Annotated in this window: 17 protein-coding genes; 13 read left to right on the top strand and 4 right to left on the bottom strand. The window is 40.8% G+C overall.

The window, feature by feature from the left end; all coding sequences use genetic code 11:
• Positions 1-384: 384 nt before the first annotated feature.
• The 5 genes from KPY62_RS05540 to bamE all read left to right on the top strand — a co-directional run bounded on the left by KPY62_RS05540 (position 385) and on the right by bamE (position 3,451).
• Positions 385-1,371, top strand: a complete 987-nt coding sequence (locus tag KPY62_RS05540; RefSeq protein WP_216581160.1) for an ESPR-type extended signal peptide-containing protein — start codon at positions 385-387, stop codon at positions 1,369-1,371.
• A gap of 11 nt (positions 1,372-1,382) precedes the next feature.
• Complete coding sequence (locus KPY62_RS05535; protein WP_216581159.1) at positions 1,383-1,991, top strand: hypothetical protein; 609 nt, start codon at positions 1,383-1,385, stop codon at positions 1,989-1,991.
• Positions 1,922-2,626 carry a hypothetical protein gene (locus KPY62_RS05530; RefSeq protein ID WP_216581158.1) on the top strand — a complete coding sequence of 235 codons (705 nt, stop codon included), beginning with the start codon at positions 1,922-1,924 and terminating at the stop codon, positions 2,624-2,626. Before KPY62_RS05535 ends, KPY62_RS05530 begins: the two co-directional genes overlap by 70 nt.
• 164 nt (positions 2,627-2,790) lie before the next feature.
• A complete protein-coding gene (locus KPY62_RS05525) occupies positions 2,791-2,991 on the top strand; it encodes a YadA-like family protein (RefSeq protein ID WP_216581157.1) in 201 nt (66 codons plus the stop codon).
• A 226-nt stretch (positions 2,992-3,217) separates the two neighbouring features.
• The gene (gene bamE / locus KPY62_RS14020) at positions 3,218-3,451 is read left to right on the top strand and encodes an outer membrane protein assembly factor BamE domain-containing protein (protein ID WP_216583163.1); all 234 of its coding nucleotides are present in this window, start codon (positions 3,218-3,220) and stop codon (positions 3,449-3,451) included.
• A gap of 117 nt (positions 3,452-3,568) precedes the next feature.
• On the opposite strand, the gene KPY62_RS05515 is transcribed toward bamE, so the two are convergent.
• The 4 genes from KPY62_RS05515 to KPY62_RS05500 all read right to left on the bottom strand — a co-directional run bounded on the left by KPY62_RS05515 (position 3,569) and on the right by KPY62_RS05500 (position 6,920).
• The gene (locus KPY62_RS05515; protein WP_216581156.1) at positions 3,569-4,294 is read right to left on the bottom strand and encodes an elongation factor P hydroxylase; all 726 of its coding nucleotides are present in this window, start codon (positions 4,292-4,294) and stop codon (positions 3,569-3,571) included.
• A gap of 398 nt (positions 4,295-4,692) precedes the next feature.
• A complete protein-coding gene (locus KPY62_RS05510) occupies positions 4,693-5,493 on the bottom strand; it encodes a 3-hydroxybutyrate dehydrogenase (protein WP_216581155.1) in 801 nt (266 codons plus the stop codon).
• A 37-nt stretch (positions 5,494-5,530) separates the two neighbouring features.
• Positions 5,531-6,160, bottom strand: coding sequence for a CoA transferase subunit B (locus KPY62_RS05505; protein WP_216581154.1), 630 nt, complete (start codon positions 6,158-6,160; stop codon positions 5,531-5,533).
• Positions 6,161-6,206: 46 nt separating this feature from the next.
• Positions 6,207-6,920, bottom strand: coding sequence for a CoA transferase subunit A (locus KPY62_RS05500; RefSeq protein ID WP_216581153.1), 714 nt, complete (start codon positions 6,918-6,920; stop codon positions 6,207-6,209).
• A gap of 346 nt (positions 6,921-7,266) precedes the next feature.
• Here KPY62_RS05500 and KPY62_RS05495 point away from each other — a divergent pair, with 346 nt between their 5' ends.
• The 8 genes from KPY62_RS05495 (at position 7,267) to lysM (ending at position 15,164) form a co-directional block, all read left to right on the top strand.
• Positions 7,267-8,748: a GntP family permease gene (locus tag KPY62_RS05495; RefSeq protein ID WP_216581152.1), complete on the top strand. Its 1,482-nt coding sequence runs from the start codon at positions 7,267-7,269 to the stop codon at positions 8,746-8,748.
• Between the two features lie 282 nt (positions 8,749-9,030).
• Positions 9,031-10,350: a short-chain fatty acid transporter gene (locus KPY62_RS05490; protein ID WP_216581151.1), complete on the top strand. Its 1,320-nt coding sequence runs from the start codon at positions 9,031-9,033 to the stop codon at positions 10,348-10,350.
• A 318-nt stretch (positions 10,351-10,668) separates the two neighbouring features.
• A complete protein-coding gene (locus KPY62_RS05485) occupies positions 10,669-11,259 on the top strand; it encodes a YceD family protein (RefSeq protein WP_216581150.1) in 591 nt (196 codons plus the stop codon).
• 341 nt (positions 11,260-11,600) lie between these two features.
• Positions 11,601-11,783, top strand: a complete 183-nt coding sequence (rpmF, locus tag KPY62_RS05480) for a 50S ribosomal protein L32 (protein ID WP_201623035.1) — start codon at positions 11,601-11,603, stop codon at positions 11,781-11,783.
• Between the two features lie 448 nt (positions 11,784-12,231).
• Positions 12,232-13,197, top strand: a complete 966-nt coding sequence (fabD, locus tag KPY62_RS05475; protein ID WP_216581149.1) for an ACP S-malonyltransferase — start codon at positions 12,232-12,234, stop codon at positions 13,195-13,197.
• On the top strand, positions 13,194-13,922 hold the full coding sequence (gene fabG / locus KPY62_RS05470; protein ID WP_216581148.1) for a 3-oxoacyl-ACP reductase FabG: 729 nt from the start codon (positions 13,194-13,196) through the stop codon (positions 13,920-13,922). Before fabD ends, fabG begins: the two co-directional genes overlap by 4 nt.
• Positions 13,923-14,187: 265 nt before the next feature.
• Entirely contained in the window at positions 14,188-14,424 is a 237-nt protein-coding gene (acpP, locus tag KPY62_RS05465) for an acyl carrier protein (RefSeq protein ID WP_201623038.1), read from the top strand.
• Positions 14,425-14,654: 230 nt separating this feature from the next.
• On the top strand, positions 14,655-15,164 hold the full coding sequence (gene lysM / locus KPY62_RS05460) for a peptidoglycan-binding protein LysM (RefSeq protein ID WP_216581147.1): 510 nt from the start codon (positions 14,655-14,657) through the stop codon (positions 15,162-15,164).
• The last annotated feature ends 182 nt before the right edge of the window (positions 15,165-15,346 follow it).

The following is a 15,346-nucleotide window of genomic DNA, read 5'->3' as shown; positions in this document are numbered from 1 at the left end:
TAAGAGACAGGTGATATTTTATCTATAAGATATAGGAAATAATGTAATGACATTTATTGATCAAGGTTTTACCGTTATTCATAGGAAAAAAGGATGTAAAAATCACTTTATCGCTATCTTATAGACTTCTATCTGTTAATAGTTGACCGTTTAGGGTGCTCACTATAAAACCTGAAACGTTTATGGTGTTAATGACATAGCAAACAATTTAGTTATTTTGCATTTGAATTGGTACAAGCAGACTCATAGTCAAAATCATGGATTAAGAAGCTGAGTTTATTGATGTTTCTAAAAGTATAGCCATGAAAATGGCTTCTTTTATTTACGGTGCTTGGGGAAACTCAGTCAACACTGTTTTTTAAATCCTTGCCTATAGGAAAAAGTATGAACCATATTTATAAAGTGATCTTTTGCAAAGCTACCGGCACATTTATCGCAGTAGCTGAGTTTGCTCGTGCAAATGGAAAAAAGGGTAGTGGAACCGTAGGATCAGCAGCTGGAGGGTCACAAAACAATACAGCTAGTAGGTACTCTTTAGATTTAAGCGGACTGACGACATTATCAGCAGCGATTTTTTTGTCTTTGGGCTTAAGTACCATAGCTTCTGCTGCTCCTGTTAGTTGTCAGGAAGATAGTACTGTCTTAAGATTCAATTGTGGTACGGGTTCAAATGCATATAGCAATAAAGCGACCGCTATAGGAATTAATAGCACGGCTGGCGGTAACTCTACAGCGCTAGGTTACGCTGCAGATGCCTCAGGACCAGGTAATGCAACAACAATTAGACGTGAAGCGAAAGCAACCGCTGGTCAAGCAACTACACTGGTTTCAGATTCTCAAGCCCTCGGTAGTCAGTCTACAGCTTTAGGTATGCAGTCAAGAGCTTATACTGGAGACTCTATGGCACTTGGTAGAGGCTCCCAAGCAGGTAGTAGTGAAGCTAATAAAACAATCACTGAAAGAGCGACATCAGTTGATATTAATTCTCAAGCAAGGGCTTTAGAGAGTCTTGCCCTTGGTGCTAATGCAATAGTAAGCATTGAGGGCGCAACTGCCTTAGGTGCGTCTGCTAATGCAGCAGGAAAAGATTCTGTCTCAATTAGTCGTAAATCTTCTACAAGTTTGCAGGCAGCCAATGCCGTAGTGGTTGGTGCTAATGCAAATGCAAGTTTGGCCAATACCACGATATTAGGATCTACAGCATCTGCTGATGGTCAAGCTGGCGATATGGCAATTGGTCAAGGCTCGACTACTGCAGTAATCAACAACTCTGGCGCTTATCGTATTAACTCTACTCAAGGCGGTAATACTGCAGCAGCAACTGCACCAACCTCCGTAGTGTCAGTAGGATCAGCTGGAATGGTAACGTAACGGCTCTAACAGTGACACGGACAACGGTTACTGACGGCATTAACACTAGTAGTTATGGCGCAGCAGGTTCTAGTGTTACGGATGGTACTAATACTACTAATGTTGCAGCTGATAATATAACTGTTGGTGGCGCCAATCCAGTCGTTATAAGTGGTAAAGATGGTAATATCACTGGTCTAACCAATACCAGCTACGATAAGACGCAAGTGGTACGTAACCGTGCGGCAACAGAAGGTCAAGTATCAGATGTGGCAAACAGCTTAGGGAATCTTGCTGATACACCACTGATCTTTACGGGTAATAGTGGCACGACAGCACAGAAGCTTGGCAGCACGCTTAACATCAGCGGCGGTGCTACTGCTGCCGCAAGCAATAGCAATATCAAGACCGTAGTGTCTAATGGCAATATCGATATCCAATTTGTAGACGCTCCGACCTTTACTTGTCAAGTGAAAGCTAACGGCTTCGACGCTGGTGGCGCTAAGATTATTAATATTGCTTTAATATTGCTAATGGAACTGCTGCCAATGATGCAGTCAATGAAGGCCAGTTGGATGCTATTGCAAATAGCAATAATGCTAAAAACGATGCTTTGGGCAATAGTATCGCTAATAATTTAGGTGGCGGTTCGAAGTATGACCCAGTCACAGGTCAAGTAACTGCCCCTAATTACAAGGTTCAAGGTGGCACGCAGAACAATGTGGGCGATGCACTAGATACGCTAGATGGGGCTATTAATAACATCAAAGCTGCTAATGAGTCACTAAGTAATTCGGCAGTACAGTATGATAAAAATGCTGATGGTTCCGTTAATAAAGATAGGGTTACTTTAGGTGGCGGTGCTGACGGCACAACTTTAACCAATGTAAAAAATGGTAAAGTTGCTAAAGGTAGTAAAGATGCCATAACTGGTGATCAGCTATTTCAAACTGAGCAGCGAGTTGAAAGCAATACTACTGATATTAATAACTTAAAAAATGATATTAATAATGGTGGAGTTGGTCTTGTGAAGCAAGATGCGATAACTCAGGAGATTAAAGTTGCCGCAGACAAAGGCGGTAATTCAGTCAACATGTCAGGGACAGCTGGTGATCGTACAGTGAGCGGTGTCAAAGCCGGAGCAGTGCCCGCTAAGAGTAATGAGGCAGTCAATGGCTCACAATTACATGCAGCCAATACCAATATATCTAATGCTCTAGGTGGTGGTTCTAAAGTAGATGCTAGTGGTAATATACGGCCCCTAGTTATAGTGTAGCAGGTGAGGCATATACTGATGTTGGTTCTGCTTTAGCGGCAGTCGATAGCGCCTCTCTCAAACGCTTTGACTCTCTAAATAGTAGGATTGATGATGCGTTCTATTACACCAATGATCGTATCGACGAAGTTGAAAAACAAGGCAATGCTGGTATTGCTGCAGCCTTGTCACTCGAGTCTGCACCATATATTCCAGCTAAGTTCACTTACTCAATAGGAGCAGGTTATCATCGCGGTGAAAATGCCATTGGTGGTTCATTGCGTCGTACAGCTGATAGTGGTCGCTGGAGTCTAACCGGTGGTGTAGCAACAGACTCTGAAGGCGGAGCAAGTGCACGTATCGGTATTAGTGGTGTTATTAACTAGAACTAGAGGTATTTTGCAGGTGGTCTAATTATTAGGTCACCTCATCTAATCTATTTGAGAGAAAGTTATGAAAGTAATTTTGAAAGCTGTAATGCTATCAACTGTACTAGCGTTAACTGCTTGTACCAACGTGTTTATGAATAATTCATAAAAAACACCAGCGTTTTCAGAGGTAGAATATAGTCATCTAAAGGGTTTACCAAATTACGATGTCAGTCAAGTACGTCTGCTCGAAGTTGCACAGCATAAAGACCAAGTCAGACAAATATTAGGTAACCCTCATTTTAATGAAGGTATTTTTAGCCTAAAAGTTTGGAATTACGCCCTTGAGTTGAAACTCTCAGCAAATAACGACTACCAAAACTGTCGTCTGAGAATTGATTTTGATAGAAATAACCGTGTTGAGAAGTTAACTTGGAAAGATCAAGTCTGTGCTGACTTTGTCAATGGTAATATTTAGAAAAATTGTTTATCAGGTTTGATCAAAATCGTTTTAAAGAAAAAGAGCTCTCAGTATCCTGAGAGCTCTTTTATTTTGACTAATTTTCATTCTAAGGACTAACAGTATATTATAAATCTAGCTCTCTAGCTGAAACATTAATAATGCTGCTAATAAAGTCTGCGCATCCCTAGGTAGCGTTTGCGGGTTAGCAATGTAATGTTCAGCCTGTTTATAGACATCATTAGCAAAAGTGCTAGCGCTAGTATCAAAGCTGGCAAATAGATTATCTTGTGATACTTTAAAAGGTCGCTGACAGGCAATAGTGAATAGACATTCTAACGCTTGAGGTTTGATCTCTACGGACTCAAAAGCTTGTTGCTGAGACTGACTACGGCCATCGGCAGCATACCAATAGCCAAAGTCACTAAGTAGGCGGCGCTTATGACCTGCTACACACCAATGACTTATTTCGTGTAGCGCACTGGCAAAAAACCCATGAGCGAACTCGATACGGGCAGGACTGCTGGCAGTAGCAGGGAAGTACTCAGGCTCATCATCACCGCGTACCAACTGGACATTTTGCTCAACAAACAAAGCATTAAATACTTCGATTAACCAGTCAGTAGCCAGTGGTTCGTTGTCCAAACTTGATAGCGCTGTGTAATTTAGCGATGAGTTGTGAGTTGCTAAAAGCTTTAGATCAATCGCTGGACAAAGGCATAAATCATCAGTGAGTGTAGAGGTTTGGTGTAGACCATGCCTGCTAGTATCTGCTAGCCTATGAAGTTGTTTTAATAATAAAATAGCATTATCGCTAGTTAATAAAGCGGCAAAATCAGGAGTGGTAGTTTTTAATAACATAAAGCCGTAACCTATCCTTATAGCCTTAAATTAACTGCTGTCATTGGTGAAAATCGTAAAATACTAGCGCAAGTTTCAAGAGGCACTTTCCGTTAGTATGGCAGGCAATATTATACACTTTTTTGATCGTTGAGACCGCTTATGTCAGACCCTAAAGCTAGCATTGCAGCTTTATATATCAGTAAGGGTGAGGGTAAATCTGTGGCAGTTATTATTGAGATTGCTTAAACTGCAGTCGTATTGAATATTCCTAGTTTCAACCGAATCTTTTATTATGCATAAAATAATTTTTAATCTAGTCTAACATTGCTCTTAGGAACAGTCTGATAGATAGCGAACGATATCCCTTTTGTATTAAAACTTAAAGTTTGCCCATTCGCTATTATTTATCTAAAACATTAATTCATAAACCAACCGTGACTGGCAACTATGGATTGTCCGGTGAACACATTGGTTGGAAAAGCGGCTAAAAATAGTGCTAACTGAGCTATGTCATTTACTGTTGTGAACTCTTTATCCACTGTATTTACTAGCATAATATCATTAACTACTGACTCCTCACTAATACCTTTTTCAGCGGCTTGCTGCGGAATCTGTTTTTCAACTAGGGGTGTTTTGACAAATCCAGGGCAGATCACATGCGAACGTACATTATGCTCGGCACCTTCTTTAGCTAGTACGCGGCATAGGCCCAGCAAGCCATGCTTAGCAGTAACATAAGGAGCTTTGTACATTGACGCTTCGTGAGAATGTACTGAACCCATATAGATGACGGTACCACCTTTATTATCCTTATACATATGTTTTATAGCGGCTTTAGTGGTCAAAAACGCACCATCTAAGTGAATATTTAGCATCTTTTTCCAGTCGGAGAAAGACATTTTATCAATAGGATTAATAATTTGAATACCAGCGTTAGAAACTAAGATATCAATGCTGCCAAAAGTATCTATTAGCTTTTGCACACCACTATTAACAGCATCCTCAGAAGTGACATCCATCTCAATAGCCAGCGCACGTCCACCAGCAGCTTCAATAGCATCAACCGTGCTTTGCGCCGCATTAATATTTATATCAGCAATGCCAACAGCGGCACCTGCTAGTGCATAGATTTCGGCGACATCGCGTCCGATTCCACTAGCAGAACCCGTAACTAAGGCTACTTTACCAGTCAAGTCTTTTTCTAATAGCGTTGCCATGAACGATCCTTATTGTGGCTATCTCGTGAGATAATAATTATTTAATAATAGTTACTGGCGTTTTTTGTTGCAGCTCTTCAAAGCTGATACCTTCTGCTAACTCAACCAGTTTTAGCCCTTTATCAGTAACATCGAGCACCGCCAGCTCAGTAATAATACGGTCAACCACACCTTTACCCGTTAATGGCAGTTCACACTGAGCAAGGATTTTTGGATCGCCATGTTTATTGACTTGCTCCATTATTACGATGATGCGCTGCACGCCTGCGACTAAGTCCATCGCACCGCCCATACCTTTGACCATTTTTTTAGGGATCATCCAGTTAGCTAAGTCACCTTTCTCTGAAACTTCCATCGCCCCTAATATCGCAAGGTTAACGTGACCACCGCGAATCATTGCAAATGACTCAGAGCTGCTAAAGTAACTGGCACCTAGTGCCGTCGTAACAGTCTGCTTACCAGCATTTATTAGATCAGCATCGACATTTTCTGGCGTTGGGAACTCACCAATACCTAATAGGCCATTTTCTGATTGTAACCATACATCCATACCTTCTGGAATATAGTTAGCAACTAGAGTTGGCAGACCAATACCCAAATTCACATAATAACCGTCTTGTAGTTCTTGCGCTGCACGCTGCGCCATCTGCTCTCTTGTCCAAGCCATAGTATCTTCCTTAATTTTTATAATATTCACTTGTCTGTAGCATGAATTAAACGCTCTCAACCGCTTTAGTCGTTATCTTTTCAATACGCTTTTCAGGGCTGCTATTTAGCACAATACGCTGCACAAAAATGCCTGGTAGATGAATTTCGTCAGGGTCAAGTGCACCAATCTCTACGATTTCTTCGACTTCAGCAATAGTAATCTTGCCTGCCATTGCACAGTCTGGGTTAAAGTTACGCGCAGTTTTATTAAAGATTAAGTTACCTGCCTTATCTGCTTTTTGCGCTTTAATTAGAGAGACATCGGCACGTAATGAATGCTCAAGCACATAAGTACGACCGTCAAATTCACGGGTTTCTTTACCTTCAGCGACTAAGGTGCCGACGCCGGTTGCGGTATAAAATGCCGGAATACCTGCACCACCTGCACGCAGTCTTTCAGCAAGGGTGCCTTGCGGGGTGAGCTCCACTTCCAGTTCACCAGCTAAGTACTGACGCTCAAACTCTTTATTTTCGCCTACGTAAGAGGAAATCATTTTTTTTATTTGCCGAGTCTGTAGCAATAGACCAAGACCGAATTCATCAACTCCTGCATTATTACTGACGCAGGTCAAATCTTTAACCTCACTATCACGCAGTGCTTCAATCAATGCTTCAGGAATACCGCATAGACCAAAACCACCGATTGCGAGCGTTTGTCCGTCACGCACAACACCACCCAGCGCCGCTTCTGCGCTGTGATACACCTTTGATTGACTCATGCTTATCTCCTTGCAAGTCTCATTTTTATTATTTACATTGATTTATTATGGGTTTTGCTCATTCAAGCAAATACTAGATTACTAATTAGTCTTACATTTAAAGTAATAAATTTTATATCGCTATAGAATACAGAGTATAGCCGTAATAACTTAACATATAATTCTAGTAGCGACTAGAGGATAGTATGAAGCGCCTACAAGGTAGAGCAGCTTGATTAATATAGGGGAGGTAATTACACTATTTAGCTAGAATAACGTTGGATAAAATACGTTAAGTTTAATCTTATTGACCTATTTTTCTATGCACTGCATACTCTCAGGCTTAACTTAGCCAAGGAGGGCGGTCATGTTTAGCACACTTGCTATCGTAATTACTTTGTTATTATTGATGTTCTTTGCCTACCGCGGTTATTCAGTGCTAATTCTAGCACCGATTATGGCTGCTTTAGCCGTCTTATTTTCAGGTGATTTTTTAAGCAGTATTCCTGCCTATACTGATGTCTTTATGGGCGCATTGAGTGGTTTCCTACTCAAATTCTTTCCTATATTCTTACTGGGTGCACTGTTTGGCCGCTTGATGGCAGACTCTGGAGCGGCAACAGCGATCGCTAACAGTGTAGTCAACAAACTGGGCGCAAACAAAGCTATTCTTGCCGTAATTTTGGTTTGTGCCATTTTAACTTATGGCGGTGTCTCTCTATTCGTTGTAGCCTTTGCCATCTATCCTATCGCTAAAGACCTATTTAAAGCTGCTGATATTCCTAAACGCTTGATTCCAGCCGCTATTGCCTTAGGCTCGTTCACCTTTACCATGACGGCACTACCAGGTACACCAGCGATTCAGAATGCTATTCCTATTCCTTACTATAATACCAACGTCTTCGCCGCGCCTATCTTAGGCATCATTGGTGGGACGATTATGTTTATGCTTGGCTGGTTATGGCTACAGTCACGGGCGCGAAAAGCCAGTGCTATGGGTGAAGGCTACGGTGAGCATAATGACGATGCAGATTTGGGTAGTATTGATATTGAAAAAAAATCTGCTAACGATATGCATAATAACGATGTCAAAAATCATAATGTGCAAAGCAATCCAGCAGCTACTGCTGAAGCACGGGATACTCATCACACTTCGTTCATAGTTGCTATGATACCGCTAACACTAGTCATTATTCTTAATGCTCTTCTTACTTATGCCCTCTTTCCTTCAATGGATTTCAGTGATTTGCAAACTCAGTTCCCTGATCTTAATATCGCAGGATCACTGGGACTATGGTCTATTATTATCTCGTTGGTCGTTGCCTCTATAGTATTGATTGTGATGCGTATCGGTCATTGGAACGATCTACAAAAAACCATTAACCGTGGTACTTATGATTCAATGCTGCCTATTTTTAACACGGCCTCAGAAGTGGGTTATGGTGCTGTTATTGCCTCACTTGCTGGTTTCATTATTATTCGTGACAGTATCTTGAATTTAAGTCCTGAAAACCCGTTAATTTCAGAAGCGGTAGCAATGACCACTCTTGCTGGTATTACTGGTTCATCTTCTGGTGGTCTAAGTATTGCGCTATCAACGTTAGGTGAGGATTATTTGCAGATGGCGCTCAAAGCTGGTATTGATCCAGAGCTCATGCACCGCGTGGCTGTCATGGCCGCAGGTGGACTTGATACCTTACCGCATAGTGGTGCAGTTATCACTTTGCTAGCCATTTGTGGCTTGAGCCATAGACAGTCTTATCTCAACATTGCTATGGTCACTATGGCAATCCCGCTTGTTGCCGTAGTGGTAGTGATTACTTTAGGTACGCTGTTTGGTTCGTTTTAACTATCAACTGCGTTTTACAGCCTATATAAATAAAAAATAGTTAAATAAAAAGTATTTAGATAATGATAGGTAGCTAATTACTATCTGTTCTTATATAAGAATGACTGCAAATGTTTGCAGAGCAATATAACTCTACAAAGACTTTTTCTGTTGAAAGATAATAAGGGTAATTTGAGAAGTCAACCTAGTGTTAGAAAAACGAATTTTTATTGAATAATTAGTAATAAAAAATTAGCCAGCACTAACAAGGAAGTGGCAACTTTGACAAAAGGGAGTTAGGAAATGAAAGGAATTACACGGTTCTCAAATAATTTGATGGAAAGGTATTTACCGGATCCTTTCTTATTCGTCATTATTTTAACGGTAGTCATCTTTGGGTTAGGCTTAGGCTTAACCGATTCTTCAGCTGTACAGATGGTGGCTTTTTGGGGTGAAGGGTTTTGGGCGTTATTGGCGTTCTCAATGCAAATGGTGCTGGTGCTAGTTACTGGTTTTGTCTTGGCAAGTAGTCCAATATTTAAAACAGGATTAGGCAAATTGGCAAGTTTCGCCAATTCGCCAGGTAGTGCGATTATCTTGGTAACCTTAGTATCGCTTGCAGCGAGCTGGATCAACTGGGGGTTTGGATTGGTTATTGGTGCGTTATTCGCAAAGGAATTAGCGAAGCGTGTTGAAAATGTCGATTACCGTTTGTTGATTGCCAGTGCTTATTCTGGATTTATAATCTGGCATGCTGGGTTTTCCGGATCGATTCCATTGTCCATTGCGACAGAAGGACATCCGTTCGTTGATAAGATTGGTATCATTCCAACAAGCGCAACCATTTTTGCTAGCTATAACTTAATCATCGTTGTTGTATTAGTTATTACTGTACCCTTATTAAACCGTTTGATGATGCCGAGCAAAGAAGATACGGTCACAGTAGACCCCAAAGTCCTTATGGATCCAGTCATTGAGGAACTCCCTACAAAATCGGCTATGACACCAGCAGAGCGTATAGAAAACAGCTGGGTCTTATCAATGCTTATTGGCGCAATGGGCATTGCTTTTATCATTTATTATTTTGTGCAAAATGGATTTGCGTTAACGCTCGACTTAGTTAACTTTATGTTTTTGTTCCTAGGTATTATATTCCATGGAACGCCTCGCAAATATCTGATTGCGGTTCAAGAAGCGGTCAAAGGAGCGGGCGCCATCATCGTTCAATTTCCGTTTTATGCCGGAATTATGGGTATGATGACAGCATCCGGTTTGGCCGGAGTCATGTCAGACGCGTTCGTCAGTGTTTCGACAACGGACACCCTACCGCTTTTTGCCTTCCTAAGTGCAGGACTCGTCAACTTCTTCGTCCCTTCAGGTGGTGGACAGTGGGCTGTTCAAGCACCCATTATGTTAGAAGCTGCCGAAATGCTTGGCAGTGACCCGGCGAAAGTTGCCATGGCTGTTGCATGGGGCGATGCTTGGACCAATATGATTCAGCCGTTCTGGGCCTTGCCAGCACTGGCAATAGCTGGACTCAAAGCCAAGGATATCATGGGATTTTGTGTGATTGTACTGGTTGTCAGCGGAGTAATCATTGGTTTGGGGTTATTGTTTTTATAAATAAATACTAGCGTTTTAGCCTTGCCTATTTTATGGGTGAGGCCTTTTTGTGAATATAAATTGATATACAGAAAAAAGTAGTTTGATTCTAAGCTTTGTGGTCTAGATTTTAAAAAACCAGCGCTATCGCTAGTTAATAAAGTAGTAAAATCAGGAAGCAGTACTATCTAATAATATTGAGCTGTAACTTGTCCTTATAGCCTGAAATCAGCCACTGTCAGTGGTAAAAATCGTAACATACTAGCGCTAGCGTCAAGAGACAGTTTCCGTTAGTATGGCAGGCAATATTATACTCCTTTTTGATCGTTGAGACCGCTTATGTCAAACCCTAAAGCTAGCATTGCAGCTGATGTTCGTCCTGACAGCAGCCAAGCGCTTGACTCAGCAACTATGCCTGAAACTATCTCGTTAGATAAGTGGGCAGATAGTGGATTTGAGTGGACAGGAGAGGTAGCGCCTGCGACCTTTAGTCGTCTTACCACGCTATTAAGTGATGAGCACCAACAGAGCAATTTACAACTAAACGCGACGCTATACCGTCGTAATAATGTGCTGCACTTGGCCTTCACCTTAACTGGTGAAGTATGGCTTACGTGTCAGCGTTGTCTGCAACCGATAGCTATAGATCTGACTGATAACTACAATATCGCGCTGTTGGATGATGAAAGCCAAATAAACATGGTTAATGAAGAGCAAGATTACTTAGTGCTAGACGAAGTCATTACTGAGCCTGCGCCTGAACGTTTACTGCCCTTTAAAAAGTTAGTCGAAGATGAAATATTGCTTAAAGCACCAATGGCCCCCAAGCATGACGATTGCGAAATGGGTGTCGAGCAAGTAGGTGATATTCCTGAAGAAGAGACCGAAAATCCTTTTGCCGCTCTAGGAGCACTAAAAGGTAAGCTATAAGCGCTATACTTCGATTTACTACTAGCTAATAAAGTCTCGAGAGACCTTTTGTCGTCTTTCTATAAAAGTGTTGCTGGCAGGGCTTTATTATTTAGTTAAACATGCGTATAATGTCCGGTTTATTGCATACTGACAATACCCTGTTTGCCAAGCACTACTGATTGAACGGATTTATCCATAGAGTTTAGATTCGATCAGCGGTTTATTGCAAGTAGTCACCCTTTTAATTCAATGGTAGGTCAGCTGGTGATAATTGTGATATAAATTATCATATAAGCCCAAGCCAATATCCATTAAAGCTGAATTTCAAGCTTACCCTTTTTAAGCATAGGAGCTATATCATGGCTGTTCAAAAAAGTCGTAAAAGCCGTTCTCGTCGTGACATGCGCCGTTCACATCACCGCATGGAAATTGCAGAGCTAAGCATAGATGCCACTACTGGTGAAAAACATCGTCGTCATCACATGACTAAAGATGGTTTCTACCGTGGTCGTCAATTGTTTAAAGTCAGTCAAGAAGCTTAGTTTATTGACTTAACGATAGTCTAGGCGGTTAGTTCATAAGGTGTCTATCATCATTTGTAACTGCTGCTTATTACTATAGTAAAGTCATAGCTATTGAGCTAATAAAAGCCAAGTTATTTCGCTACCATATATTATGTGGCTGGATAACTTGGCTTTTTATTATGTTTAATTTGTCCCCTTTAGTATTTATTACCGATACCTAGTTATTATTGTTACTATCATGAATAGTAGGTGCAGGTCATAAACAGCGAATTTTTTATATAGTTATTGTTCCTAGGCTAGCTAGACTAGGAGAATAGCGCTCAGCAGTGTATAGTTTGCTACTAAGCAGTTACTATAATTCTCTTGCACCTATCTCGTTAATTGTTATACCTAAATATGCAGTACACCTAATAAGATAGCAGATCTGTTCTAGTTATCTGCTCAATTTACTTAAGGAATATTGGCTATGGCATCGGCACTCGATACAGCACTACCGGCACCACGCATTGCGGTAATCTTCCCTGGACAAGGCTCACAAGCTTTAGGAATGACTGCCGAGTTGAGCGAACTTTACCCACAAATTAAGGAAACATTCGCTGAGGCCAGCCAAGCGCTTGGTGAAGATTTGTGGGCGATCTGCCAAGATGAAGAGCTACTCAATCAAACTCAATATACTCAGCCAGCCTTACTAGCAGCTAGTATTGCCATTTGGCGAGTTTTGCAAACTAAAATGACTGAAATGCCATGCTACTTTGCTGGGCATTCTTTAGGCGAATATAGCGCGCTATGTGCCTCTGGAGTAATCTCTTTTGCCGATGCGATACAGCTAGTACATAAGCGTGGTCAGTTGATGCAAGACGCCGTTGTCGGTATTGATACAGCGATGGCTGCAGTATTAGGCCTTGAGGATAGTAGAGTTGTCACTTTATGTGAGCAGGCTACTGAACATGTAGAAGAGGCTATAGTCGGGGCGGCGAACTTTAATAGTCCAGGACAAGTAGTGGTTTCCGGTAATACCGCAGGGGTGAACGCCGTTATAGATAAAGTGCAGAACACTGGCAAAAAGGCTATAGCGTTAAAGGTAAGTGTGCCTTCACATTGCGCCTTGATGCAGCCCGCAAGTCAAGCACTCGCTGAAGCTTTGGCTAAAATAAAATTTGATCAAGCTACTATTCCCGTTATTCAGAACCGTCACGCTCATGTTGAAACCAGCGCTGCAGGTATTAAGCAAGCCTTAACTGAGCAGCTTAGTGAGCCGGTATTATGGTCGAAAACTATGCAAGAGCTGGCTGATAAGCAAATTAATATTTTAATAGAATGTGGCAGTGGTAATGTGTTGAGTAACTTAGCTAAGCGCCAAGCTCATCCTATCGCCAGCTACCCAACCGACAAACCTGTTCGCTTAGACAAATTAATAGAGGTATTATCATGAGTCGTACGATCACATTAGTTACTGGTGCCAGTCGTGGTATCGGAAAAGCAGTGGCCAAACGCTTTGCTAAAGAAGGTCATTTTGTTATAGGTACTGCCACCAGTGAGAAAGGTGCAACGCTTATCAATGAGTATCTACATGATTCTGGTGGTATTGGTCGAGTGTTGGATGTGCGTGATGGTGCTCAGATTGAAAAGCTGTTCGAAGAGATTGAAAGCGTTTATGGTGCGGTACAAGTACTGATTAATAATGCAGGCATCACTCAAGATGGCTTGTTAATGCGCATGAAAGATGAAGATTGGGATAATGTCATCGATACTAACTTATCATCAGTATATCGCATGAGTAAGCGTGCTATCCGTGGCATGATGAAAGCGCGTCGTGGTCGTATTATTAATATCAGTTCAGTAGTTGCCCAAATGGGTAATGCTGGCCAAGCTAACTATGCTGCTACTAAAGCTGGTGTCGAAGGTTTCAGCCGTACGCTGGCTCGTGAAATCGGTTCACGCCAAATCACCGTCAATAGTGTGGCTCCTGGACTTATCGAAACTGATATGACGGATGAGATGGATGAGCGTTTGCTCAACTCTATGCTGGACGCTGTGCCTATCGGTCGTTTGGGGCAGCCAGAAGATATTGCCGCTGCAGTGTTATTCTTAGCCAGCGATGAGGCTAGTTATATTACTGGCGCTGTAATACCAGTCAATGGCGGCATGTATATGTAGAGTGAATAACAAGTTACATTCAATCAACAAAAATTTGTGTGAACGAGTGTAAACTATAAACAATGGTGATATAATAACGGACACTTTTATGTCAAACCCTGTATTATAACAAGGTCTCAACTGACATCAAGTGTGCCATAAAACCGTTGAAGCAAGTTGAGATTATTAATCTGACATAATTTGCCAAATTCTATATATGCCATCGACTCATCTAAGCAGTCAGATGGTTATTTTTAAAAGTGATAAATAAAAGGGAGTTACCTATATGAGTAATGATACTGAGCAAAGAGTAAAGTCTGCAGTAGCAGAACAGTTAGGCATGAATGTTGAAGATATCAGCAATGAAGCTTCTTTTATGGAAGACTTAGGTGCTGATTCATTAGATTTAGTTGAGCTAGTTATGTCATTCGAAAGTGATTTTGGCATCACTATTCCTGACGAAGATTCAGCAGAATTAACGACTGTTCAAAAAGCAGTAGATTACGTACAAGCACAACTGTAATAACTTAATACTTTAGTAACTAGTACTAGACCGCTTATCTTTATAGATAAGCGGTTTTTTTGTGAGAAAAATATTATCCGCTTTACGTTTATCCTAATTTTACTACCGTATGAGTTAAATTTCCTTAACATTATTCAACAAACACCTACTATGTAATTTTTATTGGTTTGTTATACTTATTGTCAGGACAAGCCACAAACTTCAATAACAACAATTTAAGGAATAATTTAATGGGAATTTTTAGTTTCGCAAAGGACATTGGTGATAAAATTTTTAATCGTGATGATGCTAAACACGATGCCAAAAAAGAAAGTAAAGCAGATTCTAATACGCCAGTAAAAGATAGTGAGCCTTCTGCTCAGTCAGTAGCCAATATTTTGTTACGTCGTATTCAACAACAGAACCTTAGCATCACTAACTTAAAAGTTAAGTATGATGGATCTACTGATACTGCTGAAATCAGTGGTAACGCTAAGACTCAAGCAGATCGTGAAAAAGCTATCATTGCTATTGGTAACGTACAAAACGTTGCTAAAGTCATTGATAACATCGATATTGAAGAAGATGCACCTGAATCAACTATGTATACCGTAAAATCTGGTGACAACTTGTCTAAGATTGCACAGAGCGTATATGGTTCAGCTAACGATTATATGAAAATATTCGAAGCTAACAAGCCTATGCTATCTAGTCCTGACAAGATCTATCCAGGTCAAGTACTACGTATTCCTAAGCCATAAGATTTTAAATAAAACTATTTTTAGTATTAATTTTTTTAAATTAGTTACTACAATGCAAAAAGCGCCTCTTAATAGCTAAGAGGCGCTTTTTTACTAAATAGCTTTATTAAAGGAGCTCTATTAAGTAATTTTTATCAAATGTATTTTAATAGTAACTATTAGTTAAGGGGTTTTATTAACAT

This window comes from Psychrobacter sp. TAE2020 (assembly GCF_018919485.1).
Taxonomy (GTDB): Bacteria; Pseudomonadota; Gammaproteobacteria; order Pseudomonadales; family Moraxellaceae; genus Psychrobacter.
This window is presented reverse-complemented; position numbering and strand designations above follow the sequence as displayed.

What these genes read in the sequence shown, in the direction of transcription:
- KPY62_RS05500 (WP_216581153.1), bottom strand. Translation starts at nt 6,920, where the DNA reads ATGAGTCAATCAAAGGTGTATCACAGCGCAGAAGCGGCGCTGGGTGGT.
- KPY62_RS05505 (WP_216581154.1), bottom strand. Translation starts at nt 6,160, where the DNA reads ATGGCTTGGACAAGAGAGCAGATGGCGCAGCGTGCAGCGCAAGAACTA.
- fabG (WP_216581148.1), top strand. Translation starts at nt 13,194, where the DNA reads ATGAGTCGTACGATCACATTAGTTACTGGTGCCAGTCGTGGTATCGGA.
- KPY62_RS05495 (WP_216581152.1), top strand. Translation starts at nt 7,267, where the DNA reads ATGTTTAGCACACTTGCTATCGTAATTACTTTGTTATTATTGATGTTC.
- fabD (WP_216581149.1), top strand. Translation starts at nt 12,232, where the DNA reads ATGGCATCGGCACTCGATACAGCACTACCGGCACCACGCATTGCGGTA.
- KPY62_RS05490 (WP_216581151.1), top strand. Translation starts at nt 9,031, where the DNA reads ATGAAAGGAATTACACGGTTCTCAAATAATTTGATGGAAAGGTATTTA.
- acpP (WP_201623038.1), top strand. Translation starts at nt 14,188, where the DNA reads ATGAGTAATGATACTGAGCAAAGAGTAAAGTCTGCAGTAGCAGAACAG.
- KPY62_RS05540 (WP_216581160.1), top strand. Translation starts at nt 385, where the DNA reads ATGAACCATATTTATAAAGTGATCTTTTGCAAAGCTACCGGCACATTT.
- rpmF (WP_201623035.1), top strand. Translation starts at nt 11,601, where the DNA reads ATGGCTGTTCAAAAAAGTCGTAAAAGCCGTTCTCGTCGTGACATGCGC.
- KPY62_RS05510 (WP_216581155.1), bottom strand. Translation starts at nt 5,493, where the DNA reads ATGGCAACGCTATTAGAAAAAGACTTGACTGGTAAAGTAGCCTTAGTT.
- KPY62_RS05485 (WP_216581150.1), top strand. Translation starts at nt 10,669, where the DNA reads ATGTCAAACCCTAAAGCTAGCATTGCAGCTGATGTTCGTCCTGACAGC.
- lysM (WP_216581147.1), top strand. Translation starts at nt 14,655, where the DNA reads ATGGGAATTTTTAGTTTCGCAAAGGACATTGGTGATAAAATTTTTAAT.
- KPY62_RS05515 (WP_216581156.1), bottom strand. Translation starts at nt 4,294, where the DNA reads ATGTTATTAAAAACTACCACTCCTGATTTTGCCGCTTTATTAACTAGC.